General features: G+C 63.3%; 17 protein-coding genes and 1 pseudogene. 11 read left to right on the top strand and 7 right to left on the bottom strand.

What is annotated here, in order from left to right; translation table 11 throughout:
- The first annotated feature begins 3 nt into the window (after positions 1-3).
- From E1748_RS22820 to E1748_RS22805, 4 genes are all read left to right on the top strand, one after another.
- The gene (locus E1748_RS22820) at positions 4-1,971 is read left to right on the top strand and encodes a lytic transglycosylase domain-containing protein (protein WP_133649558.1); all 1,968 of its coding nucleotides are present in this window, start codon (positions 4-6) and stop codon (positions 1,969-1,971) included.
- A 162-nt stretch (positions 1,972-2,133) separates the two neighbouring features.
- On the top strand, positions 2,134-3,087 hold the full coding sequence (locus E1748_RS22815; protein WP_133649557.1) for a complex I NDUFA9 subunit family protein: 954 nt from the start codon (positions 2,134-2,136) through the stop codon (positions 3,085-3,087).
- Between the two features lie 42 nt (positions 3,088-3,129).
- A complete protein-coding gene (locus E1748_RS22810; protein WP_133649556.1) occupies positions 3,130-3,777 on the top strand; it encodes a glutathione S-transferase family protein in 648 nt (215 codons plus the stop codon).
- Complete coding sequence (locus tag E1748_RS22805; RefSeq protein ID WP_133649555.1) at positions 3,774-5,003, top strand: multifunctional CCA addition/repair protein; 1,230 nt, start codon at positions 3,774-3,776, stop codon at positions 5,001-5,003. The genes E1748_RS22810 and E1748_RS22805 overlap by 4 nt, the downstream gene beginning before the upstream one ends.
- Positions 5,004-5,022: 19 nt before the next feature.
- On the opposite strand, the gene E1748_RS22800 is transcribed toward E1748_RS22805, so the two are convergent.
- Together E1748_RS22800 and E1748_RS22795 are read right to left on the bottom strand one after the other, a co-directional pair.
- The gene (locus E1748_RS22800; RefSeq protein WP_133649554.1) at positions 5,023-5,217 is read right to left on the bottom strand and encodes a DUF2905 domain-containing protein; all 195 of its coding nucleotides are present in this window, start codon (positions 5,215-5,217) and stop codon (positions 5,023-5,025) included.
- A gap of 39 nt (positions 5,218-5,256) precedes the next feature.
- On the bottom strand, positions 5,257-6,474 hold the full coding sequence (locus tag E1748_RS22795; RefSeq protein ID WP_133649553.1) for a class I SAM-dependent methyltransferase: 1,218 nt from the start codon (positions 6,472-6,474) through the stop codon (positions 5,257-5,259).
- Between the two features lie 13 nt (positions 6,475-6,487).
- Here E1748_RS22795 and E1748_RS22790 point away from each other — a divergent pair, with 13 nt between their 5' ends.
- From E1748_RS22790 to glmS, 5 genes are all read left to right on the top strand, one after another.
- On the top strand, positions 6,488-7,309 hold the full coding sequence (locus E1748_RS22790) for an SDR family oxidoreductase (protein WP_133649552.1): 822 nt from the start codon (positions 6,488-6,490) through the stop codon (positions 7,307-7,309).
- Positions 7,310-7,373: 64 nt separating this feature from the next.
- Positions 7,374-7,769, top strand: a complete 396-nt coding sequence (locus E1748_RS22785; RefSeq protein ID WP_133649551.1) for a dihydroneopterin aldolase — start codon at positions 7,374-7,376, stop codon at positions 7,767-7,769.
- A 3-nt stretch (positions 7,770-7,772) separates the two neighbouring features.
- Positions 7,773-8,747 carry a tRNA 2-thiocytidine(32) synthetase TtcA gene (gene ttcA, locus E1748_RS22780; protein WP_133649550.1) on the top strand — a complete coding sequence of 325 codons (975 nt, stop codon included), beginning with the start codon at positions 7,773-7,775 and terminating at the stop codon, positions 8,745-8,747.
- Positions 8,748-8,868: 121 nt separating this feature from the next.
- A complete protein-coding gene (glmU, locus tag E1748_RS22775) occupies positions 8,869-10,230 on the top strand; it encodes a bifunctional UDP-N-acetylglucosamine diphosphorylase/glucosamine-1-phosphate N-acetyltransferase GlmU (protein ID WP_133649549.1) in 1,362 nt (453 codons plus the stop codon).
- Positions 10,231-10,293: 63 nt separating this feature from the next.
- Positions 10,294-12,111, top strand: coding sequence for a glutamine--fructose-6-phosphate transaminase (isomerizing) (gene glmS / locus E1748_RS22770; RefSeq protein ID WP_133649548.1), 1,818 nt, complete (start codon positions 10,294-10,296; stop codon positions 12,109-12,111).
- A 210-nt stretch (positions 12,112-12,321) separates the two neighbouring features.
- Here the strand turns inward: glmS and E1748_RS22765 are convergent, their stop codons facing one another.
- The 5 genes from E1748_RS22765 to E1748_RS22745 are packed head-to-tail and all read right to left on the bottom strand — an operon-like array spanning position 12,322 to position 16,617.
- Complete coding sequence (locus E1748_RS22765) at positions 12,322-13,986, bottom strand: ATP-binding response regulator (protein WP_133649547.1); 1,665 nt, start codon at positions 13,984-13,986, stop codon at positions 12,322-12,324.
- Between the two features lies 1 nt (position 13,987).
- Positions 13,988-14,980, bottom strand: a complete 993-nt coding sequence (locus E1748_RS22760) for a SpoIIE family protein phosphatase (RefSeq protein WP_133649546.1) — start codon at positions 14,978-14,980, stop codon at positions 13,988-13,990.
- On the bottom strand, positions 14,965-15,375 hold the full coding sequence (locus tag E1748_RS22755) for an anti-sigma regulatory factor (protein WP_166653643.1): 411 nt from the start codon (positions 15,373-15,375) through the stop codon (positions 14,965-14,967). Before E1748_RS22755 ends, E1748_RS22760 begins: the two co-directional genes overlap by 16 nt.
- A complete protein-coding gene (locus E1748_RS22750; protein WP_133649544.1) occupies positions 15,363-15,746 on the bottom strand; it encodes an STAS domain-containing protein in 384 nt (127 codons plus the stop codon). Before E1748_RS22750 ends, E1748_RS22755 begins: the two co-directional genes overlap by 13 nt.
- A gap of 1 nt (position 15,747) precedes the next feature.
- Positions 15,748-16,617, bottom strand: a complete 870-nt coding sequence (locus E1748_RS22745; RefSeq protein WP_240766764.1) for an STAS domain-containing protein — start codon at positions 16,615-16,617, stop codon at positions 15,748-15,750.
- Positions 16,618-17,077: 460 nt separating this feature from the next.
- Between E1748_RS22745 and E1748_RS22740 the strand changes: the two are divergent.
- Both E1748_RS22740 and E1748_RS22735 read left to right on the top strand, forming a co-directional pair.
- Positions 17,078-17,467 (top strand): annotated as a pseudogene (locus E1748_RS22740) (SIS domain-containing protein); the annotation flags it as partial.
- A gap of 310 nt (positions 17,468-17,777) precedes the next feature.
- Positions 17,778-21,194, top strand: a complete 3,417-nt coding sequence (locus tag E1748_RS22735; RefSeq protein ID WP_133649542.1) for a hypothetical protein — start codon at positions 17,778-17,780, stop codon at positions 21,192-21,194.
- Positions 21,195-21,214: the final 20 nt, after the last annotated feature.

The following is a 21,214-nucleotide window of genomic DNA, read 5'->3' as shown; positions in this document are numbered from 1 at the left end:
ACGATGTCAAACAGCTTCCATCGAGTATATCGCGCGGTCGGCGTGGCGCTCGCCACCGCTGCGCTCGTCGCGTGCAGTACGGCTTCCGCGGTGAGGCCCGTCCCGCTTTCGCAACTGACGAACGACGACCAGATTTTCGTGCAGCTTCGCGAGGCCGCACGCAATAACGATCCGGCGCGTGCCGCGCAACTCGCGGCGATGATCCCGGATTATCCGGCGCCTTCTTATCTCGAATATTTTCAGCTGAAGCCGCAGCTGTTCGACAGCTCGGGTCATCCGCGCGTCGACGCGCCCGATGCACCGGTGCTGCAGTTCCTGCAGAAGTACGACGGCCAGGCGATCGCCGACCGGATGCGCAACGACTATCTCGTCGTGCTCGGCGCGCGTCACGACTGGCGCAACTTCGATCAGCAGTATTCGCGCTTCGTGCTGAACGACGATACGCAGGTGAAGTGCTACGCGCTCGAATCGCGTGCGGCACACGGCGAGAATGTCGCCGATGCGGCCCGCGCGCTGCTCGTCGAGCCGCGCACCTATGGCGACGGCTGTATCGATCTGGTCACAGCGCTCACGCTGAAACAGCAGTTCAATACCGACGACGTGTGGCAGCTCATTCGCACCGCGTACGAACAGAACCAGACCGACACCGGCAGCAAGCTGCTCGATGCGCTCGGCAACCAGCGGCCCGATCCGACGCTGTTCAGCCAGGCAGCGAGCACGCCGCCGCTGCTGCTCGCGCGCGGCGTCGGTCCCGATCCGCAGTCGCATCAACTGGCGCTGCTCGCGATCACGCGGATGGCGCGCAACGATCCGGCGACGGCGGCTGCGACGTTCGCGTCGGTGGCGCCTTCGCTGACCACGCCCGAGCGCGCGATCGGCTGGGGCACCATCGGTTATCAGGCCGCCGCGAAGCAGATGCCCGGCGCGGTCGACTGGTATCGGCTGTCGGCGAACGCGCCGCTGTCGAATCCCGCTTACGAATGGCGCACGCGCTCTGCGTTGCTTGCCGGCGACTGGACGATGGTGCGCTGGTCGATCGAACAGATGCCGACGGCGCTGCGCAGTCAGCCCACGTGGGTCTACTGGCATGCGCGCGCGTTGAAGCAGGCGGGCGAAACTGCGCAGGCGAACCAGGAGTTCGAGCAGATCGCGCAGAATTTCAATTTCTACGGGCAGCTTGCTTTGGAAGAACTCGGCCAGAAGATCACCGTCCCGCCGAAAACCACCGTCACCGATGCCGAAGTGCAGCAGGCTGCGAACACACCGGGCTTCGCCCTTGCACAGCGCTTTTATCAGCTGAATCTGCGGCTCGAAGGCAATCGCGAGTGGAACTGGCCGCTGCGCGGGATGACCGACCGTCAACTGCTCGCGGCTGCGGAGTACGCGCGTCGTATCGAGCTGTACGACCGCACGGTCAACACCGCCGACCGCACGAAGACCGAACACGATTTCTCGCTGCGCTATCTGTCGCCGTTCCGTGACATCGTCGAGCGCGATGCGCAATCCAACGGACTCGATGTGGAATGGGCGTACGGGCTGATCCGCCAGGAGTCGCGCTTCATCATGAACGCGCGCTCCGAAGTGGGCGCGAGTGGCCTGATGCAGTTGATGCCCGCCACCGCGCAACTGGTCGCGAAGAAGATCGGTCTCGGGACGATTTCGCGCGCGCAGATGAACGACATCAACACGAACATCCTGCTCGGCACCAACTACCTGTCGATGATCTACAATCAATTCGACGGGTCCGCCGTGCTGGCCACCGCCGGCTACAACGCCGGTCCCGGCCGGCCGCGCAACTGGCGGCAGTCGTTGCAGCGTCCGGTGGAAGGCGCGATCTTCGCCGAAGCGATTCCGTTCCAGGAAACCCGCGACTACGTGAAGAACGTCCTGTCCAACACCGTCTACTACGCGGCATTGTTCGAAGGCCGTCCGCAATCGTTGAAGGCTCGGCTCGGGTATATCGCGCCGTAAGCGCTGGGTCGTTGCGCTGCGCGGGCTGCTGACGTTGCGGCGGCGGTCGTGCTGGCAGTCGATCCGCAGCATTGAATGCCGCCCGCCGTCACAGCAGCATCAACCGCCGCAGTATTGAACGCTGCGTCGATCGATGCCGCAGCTTCCCGCAGGGAGTCCGACATGCGACATCAAGCCATTGCGGTCATCGGCGGCTCCGGGTTTATCGGCAGCCATCTCGTCAACGCGCTGGTCGAGATCGGCAAGGACGTGCGCATCGCCACACGGCGCCGCTCTCATGCGAGCCATCTCACACTGCTCCCCATCGACGTCATCGAAGCCGATGTCTACGATCCCGTGCAACTCGCAAGCTTCCTCGAGAACGCCGACGCGGTGATCAACCTGGTCGGCACGTTGCACGGCAAGCGCGGCGATCCGTACGGTCCTGAGTTCGCGCGCACGCACGTCGAGCTGCCGACAAAAATCGCCGCCGCGTGCGAAGGCAAGGGCGTGCATCGGCTGATCCATATCAGCGCGATCGGTGCTGCGTCCGATGGTCCCAGCATGTACCTGCGCTCGAAAGGCGACGGCGAGAAAGCGGTGCATGCATCGTCGCTCGCGACGACCGTGTTCCGTCCGTCGGTCGTGTTCGGTCCCGAGGATGCGCTGCTCAACCAGTTCGCGTTCCTGCAGCGCGTGTTTCCGGTGATTCCGCTCGCGAAGCCCGATGCGAAGTTTCAGCCGGTGTTCGTCGGCGATGTGGCGAAGGCGATCGTCAACGTGCTCGATCTCGATGCCGCGAGCGGCCGCACATACGAACTCGGTGGCCCGACCGTCTATACGCTCGAACAGCTGGTCCGGTATTGCGGCGACGTGATCGGCCGGCATGCGAAGATCATCCGGCTGCCCGACGCGCTCGCGCGGCTACAGGCGCTGACATTCGAAATGGCGCCCGGCGAGCCGGTCATCTCGCGCGACAATCTCGACTCGATGAGCGTCGATAACGTGCTGACCGGACCGCTCGCACCGGAACTCGATATCGACCCGGCCAGTATCGAGACCATCGCGCCTGTATATTTAACCGGCGCGTCGATGCGCTCGCGCTTCAACGCGTTCCGCGCGAACGCGGGGCGTTGATACTCGCTGGTTCCTTTTTCTTTCTCTTATCAGACACGCGGCATGAAACTGATTATCGGTGACAAGAACTATTCGTCGTGGTCGATGCGTCCGTGGGTGCTGCTGAAGCACTTCGACATCCCGTTTGAAGAAGTCGCAATCGAACTGCGCGAAGCGGGCACGAAGGACGCGATCCTCGCGCATTCGCCGTCAGGCAAGCTGCCCTGCCTGATCACCGACGAAGGCTACTCGGTGTGGGATTCGCTCGCGATCGCCGAGACGCTCGCCGAGCGTTTTCCGCAGCACGTGCTGTGGCCGCGCGCGCAGGAGGCACGCTGTCACGCGCGCAGTATCAGCGCCGAGATGCATTCGGGGTTCGTCGATCTGCGCAGCAACATGTGGATGAACATCCGCGCATCGTGGCCGGGCAAGGGCGCGACGCCCGGCGCGCTCGCCGACATCGCGCGCATCGACATGCTGTGGAGCGATTGCCTGAAGGCCTCCGGCGGTCCGTTCCTGTTCGGCGATTTCTGCATCGCCGACGCGATGTACGCGCCGGTCGTGATGCGCTTCAACACGTGGCAGCCGGCGCTGTCCGACGCGGCGAGCGCGTACGCGCGGCGCGTTACCGAATCGCCGGCCGTGCGCGCCTGGATCGACGATGCGCGGCGCGAGACGCACCGCATCCCCAGCGAAGACGTCTGCGAATGAATATCTACGCCGTAGGTGGAGCGATCCGCGACGCGCTGCTCGGCGTGCCGGTCAAGGATCGCGACTACGTGGTGGTTGGCGCGACGCCCGAACAGATGGTCGCGCAGAAGTACAAGCCGGTCGGCAAGGACTTTCCGGTGTTCCTGCATCCCGACACGCGCGAGGAATACGCGCTCGCGCGCACCGAGCGCAAGACGGCGGCGGGCTATCACGGCTTCCAGTTTTTCTACGCGCCCGACGTGACGCTCGAGCAGGATCTCGCGCGCCGCGATCTGACGGTCAACGCGATGGCCCGCGAAGTGCGACCCGATGGTGAACTCACCGGTCCGGTGATCGATCCGTTCGGCGGCGAGGCGGATCTGCGCGCGCGGGTGTTCCGGCATGTCGGCGACGCGTTTCTCGAAGATCCGGTGCGGATTCTGCGGGTCGCGCGCTTTGCCGCGCGCTTCGCCGACTTCACGGTCGCGCCGGAAACGATGGCGCTGATGCGCCGCATGGTGACCGCAGGCGAGGTCGACGCGCTGGTGCCCGAGCGTGTGTGGCAAGAGGTGTCGCGTGGGCTGATGGAAAAGCGGCCGTCGCGGATGTTCGAGGTGCTGCGCGAATGCGGCGCGCTCGCGCGCATCCTGCCGGAGATCGACAGCCTGTTCGGCGTGCCGCAGGGCGCCGACTATCACCCCGAGGTCGACACCGGCGTGCATGTGATGATGGTCGTCGATCACGCGGCCGCGCAGGGCTACGCGCTTCCCGTGCGGTTCGCGGCGGTCACGCACGATCTCGGCAAGGCGACCACGCCCGCCGACGTGCTGCCGCGTCATATCGGTCATGAAGGCCGTAGCGTCGATCTGCTGAAACCGCTGTGCGACCGGCTGCGCGTGCCGAACGAGTGCCGCGATCTCGCGGTGCTGGTCGCGCGCGAGCACGGCAACATTCATCGCGTGATGGAGATGGGCGCGGCGGCGCTGGTGCGGCTCTTCGAACGTTGCGACGCGCTGCGCAAGCCCGCGCGTTTCGCGGAGGCGCTGCAGGCGTGCGAGGCGGATGCGCGCGGCCGGTTAGGCTTCGAGGCGCGCGAGTATCCGCAGGCCGAGCGGCTGCGCATTGCGCTGATCGCGGCGCGTGCGGTTGATGCGGGCGCGGTTGCGCAGTCGTTCGCGGACAAGCCGGAGCAGATCAAGGAAGCGGTACATCGTGCGCGGGTGAGTGCGGTTGAGGCGGTGTTGTAGTCGGCGCTGCACCTTCTATCTAAAGCACCCGCGCAATCAACGACAACGCCATCGTCAGCACCAGCGTCGACATGAACGGAAACGGGTACTCGCGGCCGAACAGCCGCAGCGTGACATCGCCCGGCATCCGGCCGATACCGATCTTGCGCAGCCACGGCCACGAGCCCGACAGGATCGCGACGGCGATGAAGGTGGTCAGCAGCCAGCGGATCATGATGGTCGGCACTCGCGCATAGAGGTCACGGTCGTCGCGCTACAACGTATGCGAGCGATCGCCGCTCGCGAATGCATCGAGCGCACCGTCGATGCCGCGCGAAAACGCAATCACCTTGAACAGCTCGCCCATCTCCGCTTCGGACAGCAGCTTCTGCACCGCGTTGGCAGCCGGCAGAAACTGTCGCGCATCGGATGGATCGATCGCGGACAGCGCCTCGGTGATGCCCGCGTTCAACAGAAAGCGCGCCTGCGACGTATAACCGATCAGCTCGGCACCCGTCTCGATACCTGCGTCCGCGATGCCGGTGAATTCGACGTGTGCGGTAATGTCCTGCAGACCCGGATAGACGAATGGATCGCCATGCGCGCGATGCCGGTAGTGGCACATCAGCGTGCCCTGCGCGCGTTGCGGGTGGTAATACTCGCTGCGCGGAAAGCCATAATCGATGAAGAACGCCGCGCCGCGCGCGAGCATCGTGCAGACGGTGCGTGTGAACGCGCGTGCGGCGCCGTGGGTTTCGGTGACGTAGTCGTGGTCGGTGCCGTCGGTGGCATCGATCTCTTGCAGCAGTGCGAGATCTTCCGTAGAAGCAGCGGTGTCTAGTGGACGGTCTTCGAAGACGAACGCGCCGTCCTTCAATGCGACGCCGCGCTGATGCCACACGCCATTCGCCCGTGCGAACAGCTTCACCGGCATCGCATCGAGCACCTCGTTGCCGATGACGACACCGTCGAATGTCTCGGGCAGCGCGTCGAGCCAGCGCACGCGTGCCGAGAGGCCGGGCACTTCGGCGTCGAGTGTGTCGAGCGTATCGCGCTGACGCGCGCGCAGTTCGCCGGACAGATCGACGATCGAGTAGCTGTCGAACGGAACCTGCGCGGCGTCGAGCGCGCGCAGCAGGCCGGCGGCAAGCTTGCCGGTGCCCGCGCCGAATTCCATCAGGTCGCGCGTGCCGCTGTCCGCGAGCGCCTGCGCGACCGGCCGCGCGAGCGTCGCGGCGAACAGCGGCGACAGTTCGGGGGCGGTGACGAAGTCGCTGCCGTCGTCGGCGCGTCGACCGAACTTGACCGAGCCGCCGCCGTAATAGCCGAGCCCCGGCGCGTACAGCGCGCGTTCCATATAGCGATCGAACGGCAGCCAGCCGCCGGCCACGTCCAGTTCCGCGCGAATCTGCTCGGCCAGCGCGTCGGACTGCGCAAGCGCGGTCGGGCCGGGAGCAGGTAAACTATCGGGTTCGTGAGCTTTCGGATTCATCCCCGCATTGTAAATGACCGCTTCTTCCGACCTTTCCCCCGTGAGCACGCCCAACGGCGCGGCCCGCGTCGTGCTGATCACCGGCGGTGCCCGCCGGATCGGTCGCGCGCTCGCGCTGGGCTTTGCCGCGCGGGGTTGGGATGTGGCGGTGCATTTCGACCGGTCGGGCGACGAGGCAGAACGTACCGTCGCCGAGATCGTCGCGCTGGGCCGCCGCGCGGTCGCGCTGCAGGCGGACTTCGCGGTCGAGGCGGACGTCGCCGGGCTGCTGCCGGCCTGCACGGCGGCGCTCGGGTTGCCCGCGTGCATCGTCAACAACGCGTCGCTGTTCGACGAGGACACCGCGCGGGACGTCGGCTACGAGCGTCTGCTGAAGCTCACGGCGATCAACGTCGGCGCACCGCTGGTGCTCGCGCGGATGCTGTTCGACGCGACGCCCGATGCCGCCCTCGGCGACGAGAAGCAGCGCACCACGGTCATCAACATGCTGGACCAGAAGCTGTACAACATGAACCCGGACTACCTGTCCTACACGCTGACCAAAGCTGCGCTGCAGGCGGCGACCGTGTCGCTCGCGCAGGCGCTGGCGCCGAAGGTGCGCGTGGTCGGGCTGGCGCCAGGGCTCACGCTGCAATCGGCGGGACAGACGCCGGAGGGCTTCGCCGCCGCGCATCGCGCGACGCCACTCGGCCGTGCGTCGCGGCCCGAGGACATCGTCGCGGCGGCGCTGTATCTCGCGGATGCGTCGGGTGTGACGGGCACGACGCTGGTCGTCGACGGCGGGCAGCATCTTCTGCCGCTACCGCACGACGTGATGTTTTTGACGGGCGCCTGACACGCGCAACCTTGGGCCGCGAGGCCCCCTGCGTGTCCGCACGCTTCTTACGACTGGAACGAACATGTTTGCCGCTCTTTCTCACCCCCGCCTTGCCGATTGCCGCCGGCTTTTCCTGCGCAATTACGAAGTGCACATCAACATCGGTGTGCACGATTTCGAAAAGCGCGGCGAACAGCGCGTGGTGATCAACGTCGATCTGTTCGTGCCGCTCGCGCTGTCGACGCCGGTCGAAGACAAGCTGCGCGAAGTCGTCGATTACGACTTCATGCGCTCGACGATCGCGCATCGCGTGCAGCAAGGGCACATCCATCTGCAGGAAACGCTGTGCGACGATCTCGCGACCGCACTGCTCGCGCATCCGCACGTGCGCGCAGTGCAACTGTCGACGGAAAAGCCGGACGTCTATCCGGACTGCGACGCGGTGGGCGTCGAAGTTTTCCGCATCAAGGAGGATTGAGCGATGAACGCGCCTGAATTCGACGTCGCCACCGAAGTTGCCACCGAAGCCCGCCCCGCGCTCACGCGCCGCGAGCAGAAAGAAGCGTACGAGAACAACAAGCTGTTCAAGCGGCTTGCGCGGCTCGTCGGCCAGGCGGTCGGCGACTACAACATGATCGAGGAAGGCGACAAGGTGATGGTGTGCCTGTCGGGCGGCAAGGACAGCTACGCGATGCTCGACGTGCTGCTGCGCCTGCGCGAACGCGCGCCGATCCACTTCGACATCGTCGCGGTGAATCTCGACCAGAAGCAGCCGGGTTTTCCGGAGCACGTGCTGCCCGAATATCTGCGCGCGCTCGGCATCCCGTTCCATATCGAGAACCAGGACACGTACAGCATCGTCAAGCGTCTGGTGCCCGAAGGCAAGACGACCTGCTCGCTGTGCTCGCGGCTGCGTCGCGGGATTCTGTACCGCGTCGCCGGCGAACTCGGCGCGACGAAGATCGCGCTCGGCCACCATCGCGACGACATCCTGCAGACGCTGCTGCTGAACCTGTTCTACGGCGGCAAGCTGAAGGGTATGCCGCCGAAGCTGCAATCGGACGACGGCAAGAACATCGTGATCCGGCCGCTCGCGTACGTGAAGGAAACCGATCTCGAGAAGTACGCGGCGCTGCGCGAGTTCCCGATCATCCCGTGCACCCTGTGCGGCAGCCAGCCGAACCTGAAGCGCGCGGAAATGAAGGCGCTGATCCGCGACTGGGACAAGCGTTTTCCGGGGCGCGTCGAGAACATGTTCAACGCGCTGTCGAACGTCGTGCCGTCGCATCTGATGGATACCGGGCTGTTTCCGTTCGCCGGTCTGCGCGCGAGCGGCGAGGCCGATTCGCAAGGTGACATCGCGTTTGACGAAGATCCGTGTTCGACCGACGCGACACCGGACGGTTTTTCCGCGAACACGAAGCCGATTTCGATCGTCCAGTTCGACGATCTGTAAGCGCTTTTCCACTGGGCTCCTGGCCGCCTTGGACGGCCGCGCGGCGGCCCGGCGGCTGCCGCGACGTATGCGGGCTGCGTGCTAGAATCGGCCGCTATCCAATCGTCCTCTCGCTTGCGCCATGAACATCGTGATTTTGGCGGCGGGCACCGGAAAGCGCATGCGTTCTTCGCTGCCCAAGGTGCTGCATCCTCTGGCCGGCCGGCCGCTTCTCGAACACGTCATCGATACCGCCCGCACGCTCGATCCGACCCGGCTCGTCGTCGTCGTCGGACATGGCGCCGATGCGGTGCGCGCCGCGGTTGCCGCGCCGGACGTGCAATTCGCCACCCAGGAACAGCAACTCGGCACCGGCCACGCGGTGCAGCAGGCGCTGCCGCTGCTCGATCCGACCGTGCCGACGCTCGTGCTGTATGGCGACGTGCCGCTCACGCGTGCGTCGACGCTCAAGCAATTCACCGATGCCGTCGGCCAGCAAGGCTACGGCGTGCTGACCGTCACGCTCGACGATCCCTCCGGCTACGGACGCATCGTGCGCGATTCGTACGGCCGCGTGGTGCGCATCGTCGAGCAGAAGGATGCGACGCCGGAACAGCAGGCCATCGCCGAGATCAACACCGGCATCATCGCCGGGCCGACCGCGCAGCTGCAGGGCTGGTTAAGCTCGCTCAAGAACGACAACTCGCAAGGCGAGTTCTATCTGACGGACGTCGTCGAGCTCGCGATCGAAGCGGGCATCGACATCGTCACGACGCAGCCCGACGACGAGTGGGAAACGCTCGGCGTGAACAGCAAACAGCAGCTCGCCGAACTCGAACGCGTGTATCAGCGCAATGCAGCCGACGCGCTGCTCGTCGCCGGCGTGACGCTCGCCGATCCGGCGCGGATCGACGTGCGCGGCACGCTCGAATGCGGCCGCGATGTATCGATCGACGTGAACTGCGTGTTCGAAGGCCACGTCGTGCTCGGCGACGACGTGACGGTCGGCGCGAACTGCGTGATCCGCGACGCGAAGATCGGCGCCGGCACGCGCGTCGACGCGTTCACGCACATCGAAGGCGCCGAAGTCGGCGCGCACGCGGTGCTCGGACCGTACGCGCGGCTGCGGCCCGGCGCGCTGCTGAAGGACGAGGCGCACGTCGGCAACTTCGTCGAAGTGAAGAACGCGGTCATCGGTCACGGCTCGAAGGCGAATCACCTGACGTATATCGGCGACGCCGACGTCGGTGCTCGGGTCAACATCGGCGCGGGCACGATCACGTGCAACTACGACGGCGCGAACAAGCACCGCACGATCATCGAAGACGACGTGTTCGTCGGCTCCGACACGCAGCTCGTCGCGCCCGTGCGCGTGGGTCGCGGCGTGACGATCGCGGCGGGCACGACCGTGTGGAAGGACGTCGCACCCGACCAGCTCGTACTGAACGACAAGACGCAGACAAGCCGCAGCGGCTACGTGCGCCCGACCAAAAAGAAACGCTGAACAGACGCGCCGGCACCGCGCGTGCCCGGCCATCCATTCTCCAGGCTCAAGGACAGATAGATCATGTGCGGAATCGTCGGCGCGGCAGCGCAACGTAACATCGTTCCCGTTCTCGTCGAAGGACTGCGTCGCCTCGAATACCGCGGCTACGATTCGTGCGGCGTCGCCGTGCTCGCGAACGGCGAACCGCGCCGCGCGCGCAGCGTCGCGCGCGTCGCCGATCTCGACGAGCAGGTGAAGGACACGCATCTCGAAGGCGTGACCGGCATCGCGCACACGCGCTGGGCGACGCACGGCGCGCCCGTCACCGACAACGCGCACCCGATCTTTTCACGCGACGCGCTCGCGCTCGTCCACAACGGCATCATCGAGAACTACGAGTCGCTGCGCGACATGCTGCGTGCTAAGGGCTACGTGTTCGTGTCGCAGACCGACACCGAAGTGATCGCGCATCTGATCCACAGCGTGTATCAAGGCGACCTGTTCGCAGCGGTGAAGGAGGCTGTGCAGCAACTGCACGGCGCGTATGCGATCGCCGTACTGCATAAGGACCAGCCGCATACCGTGGTCGGCGCGCGGCAGGGTTCGCCGCTGGTAGTGGGACTGGGCGACGGCGAGAACTTCCTCGCATCCGATGCGCTCGCGCTGGCCGGCAGCACCGAACGCTTCATCTTCCTGGAAGAAGGCGACGTCTGCGAACTGACGCTCGACCGCGTGCGTATCGCCGATCGCGACGGCGACGATGTGCAGCGCGAAGTGCGTCAGGTGGCCGCATACGGCGGCGCGGTCGAACTCGGACCGTACCGGCACTTCATGCAGAAGGAAATTTTCGAGCAACCGCGCGCGATCACCGACACGATTCCGCAAGCCGATGCATTCGACCCGTCGATGTTCGGCGAAGGCGCGGCGCAGGCATTCGGCGAAATCGACAGCCTGCTTATTCTTGCTTGCGGTACCAGCTACTACTCGGGGCTGACCGCGAAGTACTGGCTCGAATCGATTGCGAAGATTCCGACGCAGGTTGAGATCGCGAGCGAGTATCGCTACCGCGATTCGGTGCCGAACCCGAAGGCGCTCGTCGTCGTGATCTCGCAGTCGGGCGAAACCGCCGACACGCTCGCCGCGCTCAAGCATGCGCAGGGGTTGGGGCATCGGCATACGCTGTCGGTGTGCAACGTCGGCACAAGCGCGATGGTGCGGTTGACCGAACTCTCGTTCCTGACGCACGCCGGGCGTGAGATCGGCGTCGCATCGACGAAGGCGTTCACGACGCAACTGGTCGGCCTGTTCGTGCTTGCCGCGACGCTCGGCAAGCTGCGTGGCCATGTGGATGCTGCGCAGGAAGCGGACTATATCCGCCAGTTGCGTCACCTGCCGGCGGCGTTGAATAGCGTGCTGGCGCTGGAGCCGCAGATCATCGCGTGGTCGGAGGAGTTTTCGCGCAAGGAACATGCGCTGTTCCTCGGACGCGGGCTGCACTATCCGATCGCGCTCGAAGGCGCGTTGAAGCTCAAGGAAATCTCGTACATCCACGCGGAAGCTTATCCGGCTGGTGAGCTGAAGCATGGGCCGCTTGCGCTCGTCACCGAGGCGATGCCGGTCGTCACCGTCGCACCGAACGATGCGCTGCTCGAGAAACTGAAGTCGAACATCCAGGAAGTACGTGCGCGTGGCGGCGAGCTGTATGTGTTTGCCGATGCGGACACGCGCATCGTCAACGATGAAGGCTTGCATGTGATCCGGATGCCGGAGCACTACGGGATGCTGTCGCCGATTCTTCACGTCGTGCCGTTGCAGTTGCTGGCGTATCACACGGCTTGTGCGCGGGGGACGGATGTCGATAAGCCGCGGAATCTGGCGAAGTCGGTGACGGTGGAGTGAGGGGGCGTGATTCGTTGGGGAGTGGTTCGCAACTCTATTGCGATCCTCCCCGGTGCAAGGCGCCCAGGCCGAATATCGCCCGGACGGTGAGTCAAAGCTTCGGCTTTTTCGGGGGCGTTCGCTGAGTCAAGCTCGCAACCCCATGCTGAGACTTTCAGGAGGCAGGGATCTGTCGATCGGCGGTGTGAGCCGTCGGTGCATGCAGTCGTATCAAGTCTCGACACTCGACAAAAAATTCAAGAAATCACCGATCAACAATGGTTTCGCGAAGTAGTGATCGAAGCCGGCCCGGGAAGCATTGCTACGATAGTCGCCGCTCGAATATCCGCTCAGCGCGACAAGGGTCAACGTCCCAAGGCCAGGTCTTTTGCGTAGCGCGATCGCAACGTCGAATCCCGACATGTCCGGCAAGCCCAGATCGATCACGCTAACTGTGGGCACAAAAGTCTCAGTCAATGCCAATGCACTTGCGCCATCGTAGGCGACCACGCATTGATAGCCATGCAGTTCAAGCAGCGCGGCCAGAGCATCTGCTGAATCCTTGTTATCGTCAACGACGAGCACCTTATGCACTGCCGTTCCAGCGACGTGATGCGGCACTGCCTCGACTTCGGGTACCTGCTCGTCAACGATGGGCAACGTAACCATCATTCGGGTCCCTGCGCCTACGCCGTCGCTGAAAACCTCTACCGATCCATCGTGGTCCCGCACGAGCCGCTGCACGACCGTCAATCCGATGCCCAACCCGGCATCCTTACGGGCGATCGAGGTCGGTGCCTGGGCAAACAGGTCGAATACCCGTGGCAGCATGGTCGAATCAATGCCCACGCCCCGGTCGCTCACGGATACGTGCACCTCGTTGTCTGCGCGTGCCACGTGTATCCGGATCGTGTCGGGCTGCAGCGTATATCGCGCAGCATTGTGGATGATGTTGTTGAACACCTGCTTGAGCCTTGCGGCATCGGCTCGAACCGATATCGGTCCATCGGACCGCTCGACGATCACCTGATGGCCACGTTTCGTCAATTCCGGCAGGGACATTTCGATGCCACCGTCTATCAACGTGAAAATCGAGATGACCTCTGTCTGCAATTCGACCTTGCCGCGTGTGATGCGAGAAACATCCAGTAAATCACTGACCATTCGGGACAATTGCGCCGTCTGTCGCCCGATAACCGCGTAGGTCTGTTTGCGGGAGTCGGTATCGCTATGCTCGGCAAGCTCGAGCGAGAGCGAAATCGCGGCGAGCGGGTTGCGCAACTCATGGGCAAGCATTGCGAGAAATTCGTTTTTTCGCGTATCGGCTTCTTCAAGTTCAGCTTTCTTCTGACGCAGTTCTTCAAGTGTCTGCATCATTTCGCGATTCTGCTGCTCCAGCTCTTCGATAGGCGTCTGCGGCTTACGTCGGGTCAGCTCATCCACGCGCACGCCTACCTCGCGTCCGGACAGTCGCACCGTGCCCCGGGGAAGAAACATCTCTAGCGTTACCGTGGTTCCCTTTCCCGGTTCAGAATGGATAAAGAAACCATCGATCATTCGTCGACTTCCAGGGATACCGACGCCATCACCCTCCCGCTGTCCCCGTGAGCTTCCCAGCAGTTCGTCGATGTTACTGATTCCAGGGCCGCTGTCGCTAACCACTGCAACGATGCACTGCGAGCCATCGGAATCCGTGGCGTCACCGACAAGAAAGGTCAATGTACCGCCGCCCGCGAATTGCACCGCATTTCGCGCGATTTCCGAAACCGCGGTGATGAAACGAGTCCGCTGGACATTGTCCAGTCCGAATAACTCACCGATCTGACGCGTGCGGTCACGAATGGCCACGAGGCTCAGGTTCGAGCTGATGGGGGTCGAGAGGATTCGATGGCGCATGTCAGGATGCCTTGACGACGAAGATCGTCGCATCGTCTGCATCGCGTGCAAAGTCGCGGTGCAGAACGTTGGCGATCAGACTCGGATGCCGTCGAACCAGACCAGGATGCCGGGTCAGATTCCAGCGCGTTGAAAGGCCATCCGTCGTAGCAATGTACACGCTGCCCACCGCCCAGGGCGCCTCGCTGGGACGCACCGTGCGCATGTTGTAGCCGACGGTTCCATCGGTCGAGAGCAGATGCTGCGCGCTATCTCCGGAGGTGACGATTGCCACGATATTTCCAACGCCGGCGAACGATAAAACCCGTTTGTCCGCATCGAACATCGCAACCGCCATCACTGCGCCGCGTGTTGTCTTGATGCCCTGGTGAGCGCGCCGGAGGACATCGGCAGGCTGGTCGCGTGGATCAGCGTCGAGGAACACACCGACCGCTCGATGCGAGGCTTCCAGCGCCATTGGCCCGTGACCTAGTCCATCCAGCAGCGTGACCCACAGGTTGCCTCCAACGTGGCGCATCCCCCACGCGTCGCCGCACACGTCCTGTCCGGCTTTCGGTGTCGATTTAACGCCTATCTGGAATCTGCCCGATTTTGCTTCTGACGAGTTCGCGATTTGCGCTAACAATGCGGTGCCGATACCTGCGCCCGAATAAATATCGAAATGCGTTGAATGTCGTTCAATCGTCCCTAGCCCAGCCCCGAGACTGCCCCCGGTAGAAAATCCGTCAGTCATCGCAGACGCGATGTTCGCAATTCCGGGTCCTCGATCGAGGGCAATGATTTCGAGAGCTTGACTACCGTTTTCGTCGTAATTTCTGAGCGTTATTTCGCCCTGGCCGGCATATTTGAGGATATTGGTAGCGGCTTCTGTCACAACCAGCGCAGCGTCTGCTTGACGCTGCTCGGACAAACCCAGTATGTGTGCCATGTGGATCGCTCGTCGACGCGCATCTGCGACACCACTTTTATCGGTCAGCCTTAGCGTCGCTTCCATTGGGTAATACTCACTCGGGTTCCCTGGCCTACCGTGGATGTGATTTCGAATTCGCTGACGAGCCGGCGCGCTCCACCCAGTCCGAGTCCCATGCTCTTCGCCGTGCTGAAGCCGTCTTGGAGCGCACGGTCAATATCGGCGATGCCGGGCCCATTGTCCTGAAAGACCAGCTTGAGGCCGGTTCGTCCACCGTGGTTGACTTCCGCGATCGTCAGTGTGCCGCCCTTGCCGTGGACCAGTGTATTGCGAGCCAGTTCGCTCGCGGCAGTGACGAACTTGGTCCGCTCAAGCGTGCCGAACGCCAACCGGGTAGCCCAATCCTGGACTGTCTTGCGAGCAAGATTGATCTGGTCGCCTGAGCGAATATCCAGTACGACTTCGCTTATGTTAACGATGGTGACTCTCCTGCATCGTCCAGCGAAGCACGGAGTAGAGACATACCTTTATCAACATCGAGCGCGGTACGGATGCCATGAAGCGACATGCCCAGTTCGACTAGCGTAATCGCTACAGCAGGCCTCATGCCCACGAGGACCGTGGCTGCGTCCATGATGCGGGCCATTGCGGCAATATGGCCCAGCGTCCGGCCGATGAAAGAATCAACAATTTCCAGCGCAGAGATATCGATCAGGACGCCTTTCGCGCGGGTGCGCTCGATGCGCGATGTCAGGTCGTCCTGCAGACTTAACACCAATTCGTCATGCAGCTCGACCTGAATCGACACCAGCAGAAACTCGCCGAGCTTGAGAACTGGAATCTGCTCCATGTCAGTTTTCCTGCTTTGGCGACACGGCCTTGCCCACTGCCAGTCCGACACGTCGCAGCGCGACCTTGAGCGCTTCGGCCAGGGTGGCCTTCGTCACCACGTCGCCGAGGTCGACGCCGAGGTGCACGATGGTTTGAGCTATCTGCGGACGAATACCGCTGATGATGCACTCCGCCCCCATCAGGCGCGCCGCGGCAACGGTCTTCAACAGATGCTGCGCAACCAGTGTATCGACTGTGGGAACCCCGGTAATGTCGATAATGGCTATAGCGGCCTCATTATCGACAATCGCTTCGAGAAGGCTTTCCATCACGACCTGTGTGCGCTCACTGTCGAGCGTGCCGATCAAGGGCAGCGCGACAATCGAATCCCACAACCTGACCACCGGTGTAGTCAGGTCCAGGAGTTCCTGCTGCTGACGCTCAATAATTTCCTGACGCGTTTGCTGGTACGCCTCTACTGTCAGGAGACCCAGCTTGTCGAGGATTAGCGTCAGCTTCCACACTTCATCGGCAAGGCGCTCGGCATCGTTGGCGAGATTCTTGCGCAGCGTGTCAAATAACGGCTTTTTCAGCGAGAAAACGAAGGTGGCTGTTTCTGCAGGCGAGAATCCCTGAATCAATCGTTCTCGCGACAACGTAGTGAGGTGCGTTCTGATTGGTTGCCAGGCTTCGCCCGTCAGCTCCGAGTCGTAGTCGCCTTTTATCGCTTTGGCAAAGAGTGACAGAAATATCCTCGATGTCTCTCTCAACTCTCCTTCGGAGATGACGCCTTGGCGGGCGCTGCTGGCCAGTTGTTCGTTGACCCAGGCCGGTAGGATCGAACCTTCATTCTTTTCCAGAATGGTCGCCAAATTTTTCTGATCGCTCAATCTTCGCTCCCGAGTGGATGCATGCGTCATGCAACAAGTGTCACATCATACATGCCGACGATTCGAGGAGTAGCGCTTCTTGTGCCGCCTGGCCGGGAAACCGGATCGCCGTTTGCGCAGTCGGAATTGTTTGACGCAAAACGCTCTAAACAGCGCTATTGGGGCAGCAAAAAATGCCGAGCCGGCCGTCGAAATCCAGGCGCGCGTCTTTGGCATGTGAACTGGAGATGACAGATTGCAAGCTACGTGCGAGTCCAGTCGTTCTCGATGCGACAGGCCATGGTCGACAGGTGCTTTTGCCCCCGTAATGATTGTGACGATCGACGGGAGTCGGGCGGCCACGCGTTCGTTGATGCTGGAACGGGTGGTCTGATTGTTCGACGCTGCCGTCTCACGCAGCGCTCCGACTCATTGCCGATGGATGGGCATCCAGTTTCAACAGCGAGACGGCCGCGCCCGTTCGCCACTGGCACTGGAGCCGCCGATCATCGCGTGGTCGGAGGAGTTTTCGCGCAAGGAACATGCGCGGTTCCTCGGGCGCGGGCTGCACTATCCGATCGCGCTCGACGGCGCGTTGAAGCTCAAGGAAATCTCGTACATTCACGCGGAAGTTTATCCGGCTGGTGAGCTGAAGCATGGGCCGCTTGCGCTCGTCACCGAGGCGACGCCGGTTGTTACCGTCGCGCCGAACGATGCGCTGCTCGAGAAGTTGAAGTCGAACATTCAGGAAGTGCGTGCGCGTGGTGGCGAACTCTATGTGTTCGCCGATGCGGACACGCGCATCGTCAACGACGAAGGGATGCATGTGATCCGGATGCCGGAGCACTATGGGATGCTGTCGCCGATCGTGCGGCCGCAGTGCTGCGCACGCCGAAGCATAACGAGGCGAAGATCGGCCACGGTGATCGAATCGCGCAAGCGCTACATCTTCACGAGATCAGGTGACGAGGCCCGTGCGATCGCGCCTGTTTCCGCTTAAGGTGGACAGGCGATGCGGGAGGTCAGGCGCACGGACGAGACAGGTAGTGCATCCGCATATCGACCCGCCTTTTCATCGTAGGACTACGAAACGCAGCACTCAAGCCTGCACCCTTACGCCGCTATAACTAAAGGTCGTCTATACGACCCAACAAGTTAAAAGCGCTCTGGGAGAGTTTCGAATGTCAGTCGGTTTCAACCCCTTCTCGTCCTACACCGGCCTGCCGACGCTGCAACCCACGCCGCAGCCTTCGCCGGGACCTGTGCCGCAACCGCCGGGCCAGAAACCGTCGACTGCCGGAACACCATCCGCGAGCAGCGCTCCCAAGACACCGTCCGCGCCCGCGACGCCGCCCGCCAATCCGCCGAGCCAGCCGCCGGGTACCCTCGCCGGTCAACTGGCCGCAGGTACGACGCTCAAGGCGGGGCAGGACATTCGTTCCGCGAACGGCCAGTACGACCTGAAGATGCAGCAGGACGGCAATCTGGTCCTCACCGATCTGGCGAACCACAAGGTGCTGTGGTCGTCCGGCACGGCAGGTAGCGGTGCGCAGTCGGCGACCATGCAGACGGACGGCAACCTCGTCGTCGTCAAGGGCACGCAGACGGTCTGGTCGAGCAAGACGACTGGTTCGCCCGGCGCGAGCCTGATGCTGCAGAACGACGGCAACGCGGTGATCCACAAAGCGAGCGCGAAAGACGACAAGAAGCCGCCGGCAAGCGTTTGGAGTTCCGGCACGGCGGCGTTCACGGTGGATACGCCCGACCCTGGCACGACGCCCACGACCCAGGCGCAACCGCCTGCAACAGTCGGACTGTTCAAGCCGGGTCTGCCGCCGCTCGGCGAGCAGCAGTACACGATCACCGATGGCGAATCGGCGTGGAGCGTCCTGCAAAAGAACCACGTGTTCGACGGCAAGGATCTCGTCGATGCCACGCCGCTGCTGGACGCGAATCTCGCGGCCACGCCGTACCTCGACCGTCAGCCGTTCGGCAACCGGCCCGCGAATCCGACCAACGCGGTCTACTACATCACGGACGGCAAGACCGTGACCGTGCTCGACTCGACGCGACTCGGCATGCTGGAGCAGGAGCGCCAGCAACTCAACACAGCGGAACACGAGACGGACCCGACCAAAAAGACCGCCGACGAGCAGCAGCTTGCCGCGACGATCTATACCGAACTCGACTACGCGGGCACGCAGCAGGCTGTGCCGGACCTCGCGTCGCTGGCGAATTCGATCAAGCAGCGCGCGCCGAACGATCCGACGCTGAGCACAGCAGTGGATGCGGCCGTCGCCAAATACTCAGCGGATCTCAACGCCCAGGGCCGCACACCGGATCAGCTTGGCGCAATCGACAAAGCCGCCGCCGCGGGCAACTGGTCGCAAGTGCAAAGCCTCACGCAACAGCAGATCGTCACGTTCGTCGGCAAGGACCAGGGCGATGCGGCGGTCGGCGATATTTCCGCGCGCGGCGGCGTCTACCTCACTTACGCGGGCGGTGATCCGAAGTTCGCGAAGGCGGTCGAGCAGGGCATCAAGAACGCGCAGCAGCAGGTGCTGATCGACAATCCCATCAAGGCGGTTCAGGACGCTTACAACAAGGGCGGCGCGGCCTCGGCGATGAAAACGCTGAACCAGATGACCGATCCGCAGACCATGACGCCAGGGCAGGTGGGGCAGATCATGTCCGACCCGCGCATTCAGGCGGTCGTCAAGAAGAGCCTTGGTAGCATTCAGTGGAGCGATCCGGATTCGATCTCGATCACCAACGATCTGTCTGCCGCGTGTCAGCACGCGGTGGAAAGCGATCAGGGGCATCCCGGCATGGGCAAGTCGGCGGTGGATCAGATCGCCGCCGACGTGGTCGCCGAGTCGGGCAGCATGCAGAACACCCCGCAGTTGATCGGTGACCCATCGGTGATGTTCAAGGTGCTCGAAAACGGCTCGTCGCAGGGTAACGTGTCGCTCGCGCTGGCCGTCGCGGCAAAAAACGATCCGGCAACGCAGACGATCGCGCTCGAGGCGGCGCGCGCGGGCATCGACGCGTTCACCGGTTCGGTGAAAAGCCTCAACAGCAAGACCGCGCAGGACGCACAGTTCCTCGGCGTGCCGTTGCAGGACTGGGGCGGTGACAGCACGCCTGCCGAACAGCAGGCAGCGATCCAGAAACTGCTCGCCGACAATCCCGACGACGCGAAAAAACTCAATGCCGACGGCTTGCAGGAAGTCACCCTGCAGGAGCAATACAACAGCATGCAGATGGCGGTCGCCGCGTATTCGCCGGACCTGAACGGCGTCGCCGGTTTCAATCACGACGCGCCGCGCGACGTCACGCCGGGCGCAGTGCAGGCTACGCCGAGCGTGTTGCGCGCACTCGACGCGGTGCCGACGTTTGCCGATTCGGCGCAGGCGGGCGATTCAACGACGCGCAATACGACGGTCACGAATACGCTGTGGTTCCAGCGCTCGTCGCGCAACGTGATCTATCAATCGCTGAAGGCGCTGCTGGTCCAGGACCCCTCGTCGATGCCGGCGAGCCTCGGCAAATTCAGCCTGCGCGACAAGTTGCCCGACGGGGTGAAGAATCTGTTGCTGAGCCCGGACGGCAAGAGTTTCAACACCATCATCGAGCGCGCTAACAAGGGCATCAGCGGCTATCTGTTTCTGCAGAACGGGGCGTTCTGTCTGGACAACATCACCACGGAACCGCATAGCGTCGCGAACATCATCGAGGACGGCACGTATGCCGCGCAGCACGGTCTGTTCGGCCTGTCGCAATCGATGGCCGCCGTACTGCCGAACAGCGGCGCGCTCGCGACCGTGCGCCCCGGTTCCGGACAGACGCCGATCGCGGCGGCCTACGAGCGGTTGTCGAGCGCCGTCGACGGCATGAGCGTGTCGGACAGCACGAAGGCATTGCTGAAAGGCACGGCCGGCGCCGTGTTTCACGATACGGCGGATCTCGCCTATTTCGGCATCGACGCGGCCAACGCGGTGACGTACTTCGCCAATGCAAAAACGCCGGGCGACTACGAACATGCGGCCGGCGAGACGCTGAGCGTGGCGGGCGATACCGCGTTCCTGTTCGGCACGGCGGGTGAGGCGCTGGGCGTCGATACGGTGTTCGGCATCGGCATGGGCGCGGTCGGCTGGACCGGCATCGGCGCCGCGGTGATGCTGGCGGGCGCGGGCGTGTTCACGATCGGCAGCGCGGAAAACCATTCGCATGCGTTCGATAGCAACGATCAGCAGTACCTCGTCGCGATCGGCGTGAAGCCCGAGGTCGCCGAGCAACTGGCCAAGCATTCGTTCAGTTTCGACGCGCACGCACCGACCGCCGGCTCGTTCCTCACACAGTATTTCCACTACGCGAATGCGCCGCAATCGAAGATGGTCGCGTGGCTGAATTCGCTGTCACCGCAGCAGGCCGATGCGGTCGCGAGCGCGCTGAAGGCCGGCGATGGTCAATGGGAGAACCAGCCGATGCAGAAGAACGCGGCCGAGTTCGATCAGGCATTGCTGACCGCGGGCATCATGCCGCCGATCGATCTGATTGCGGACAATCAGCCGTCGGGGGCGAATGGGCCGGGGTAGGCGTTGGCGGGTTGATGTGC

Origin of the sequence: Paraburkholderia flava, assembly GCF_004359985.1 — a bacterium.
GTDB lineage: Bacteria > Pseudomonadota > Gammaproteobacteria > Burkholderiales > Burkholderiaceae > Paraburkholderia > Paraburkholderia flava.
Note: the sequence above shows the minus strand (reverse complement) of the source record. Positions and strands in the feature narration are given on the sequence as shown.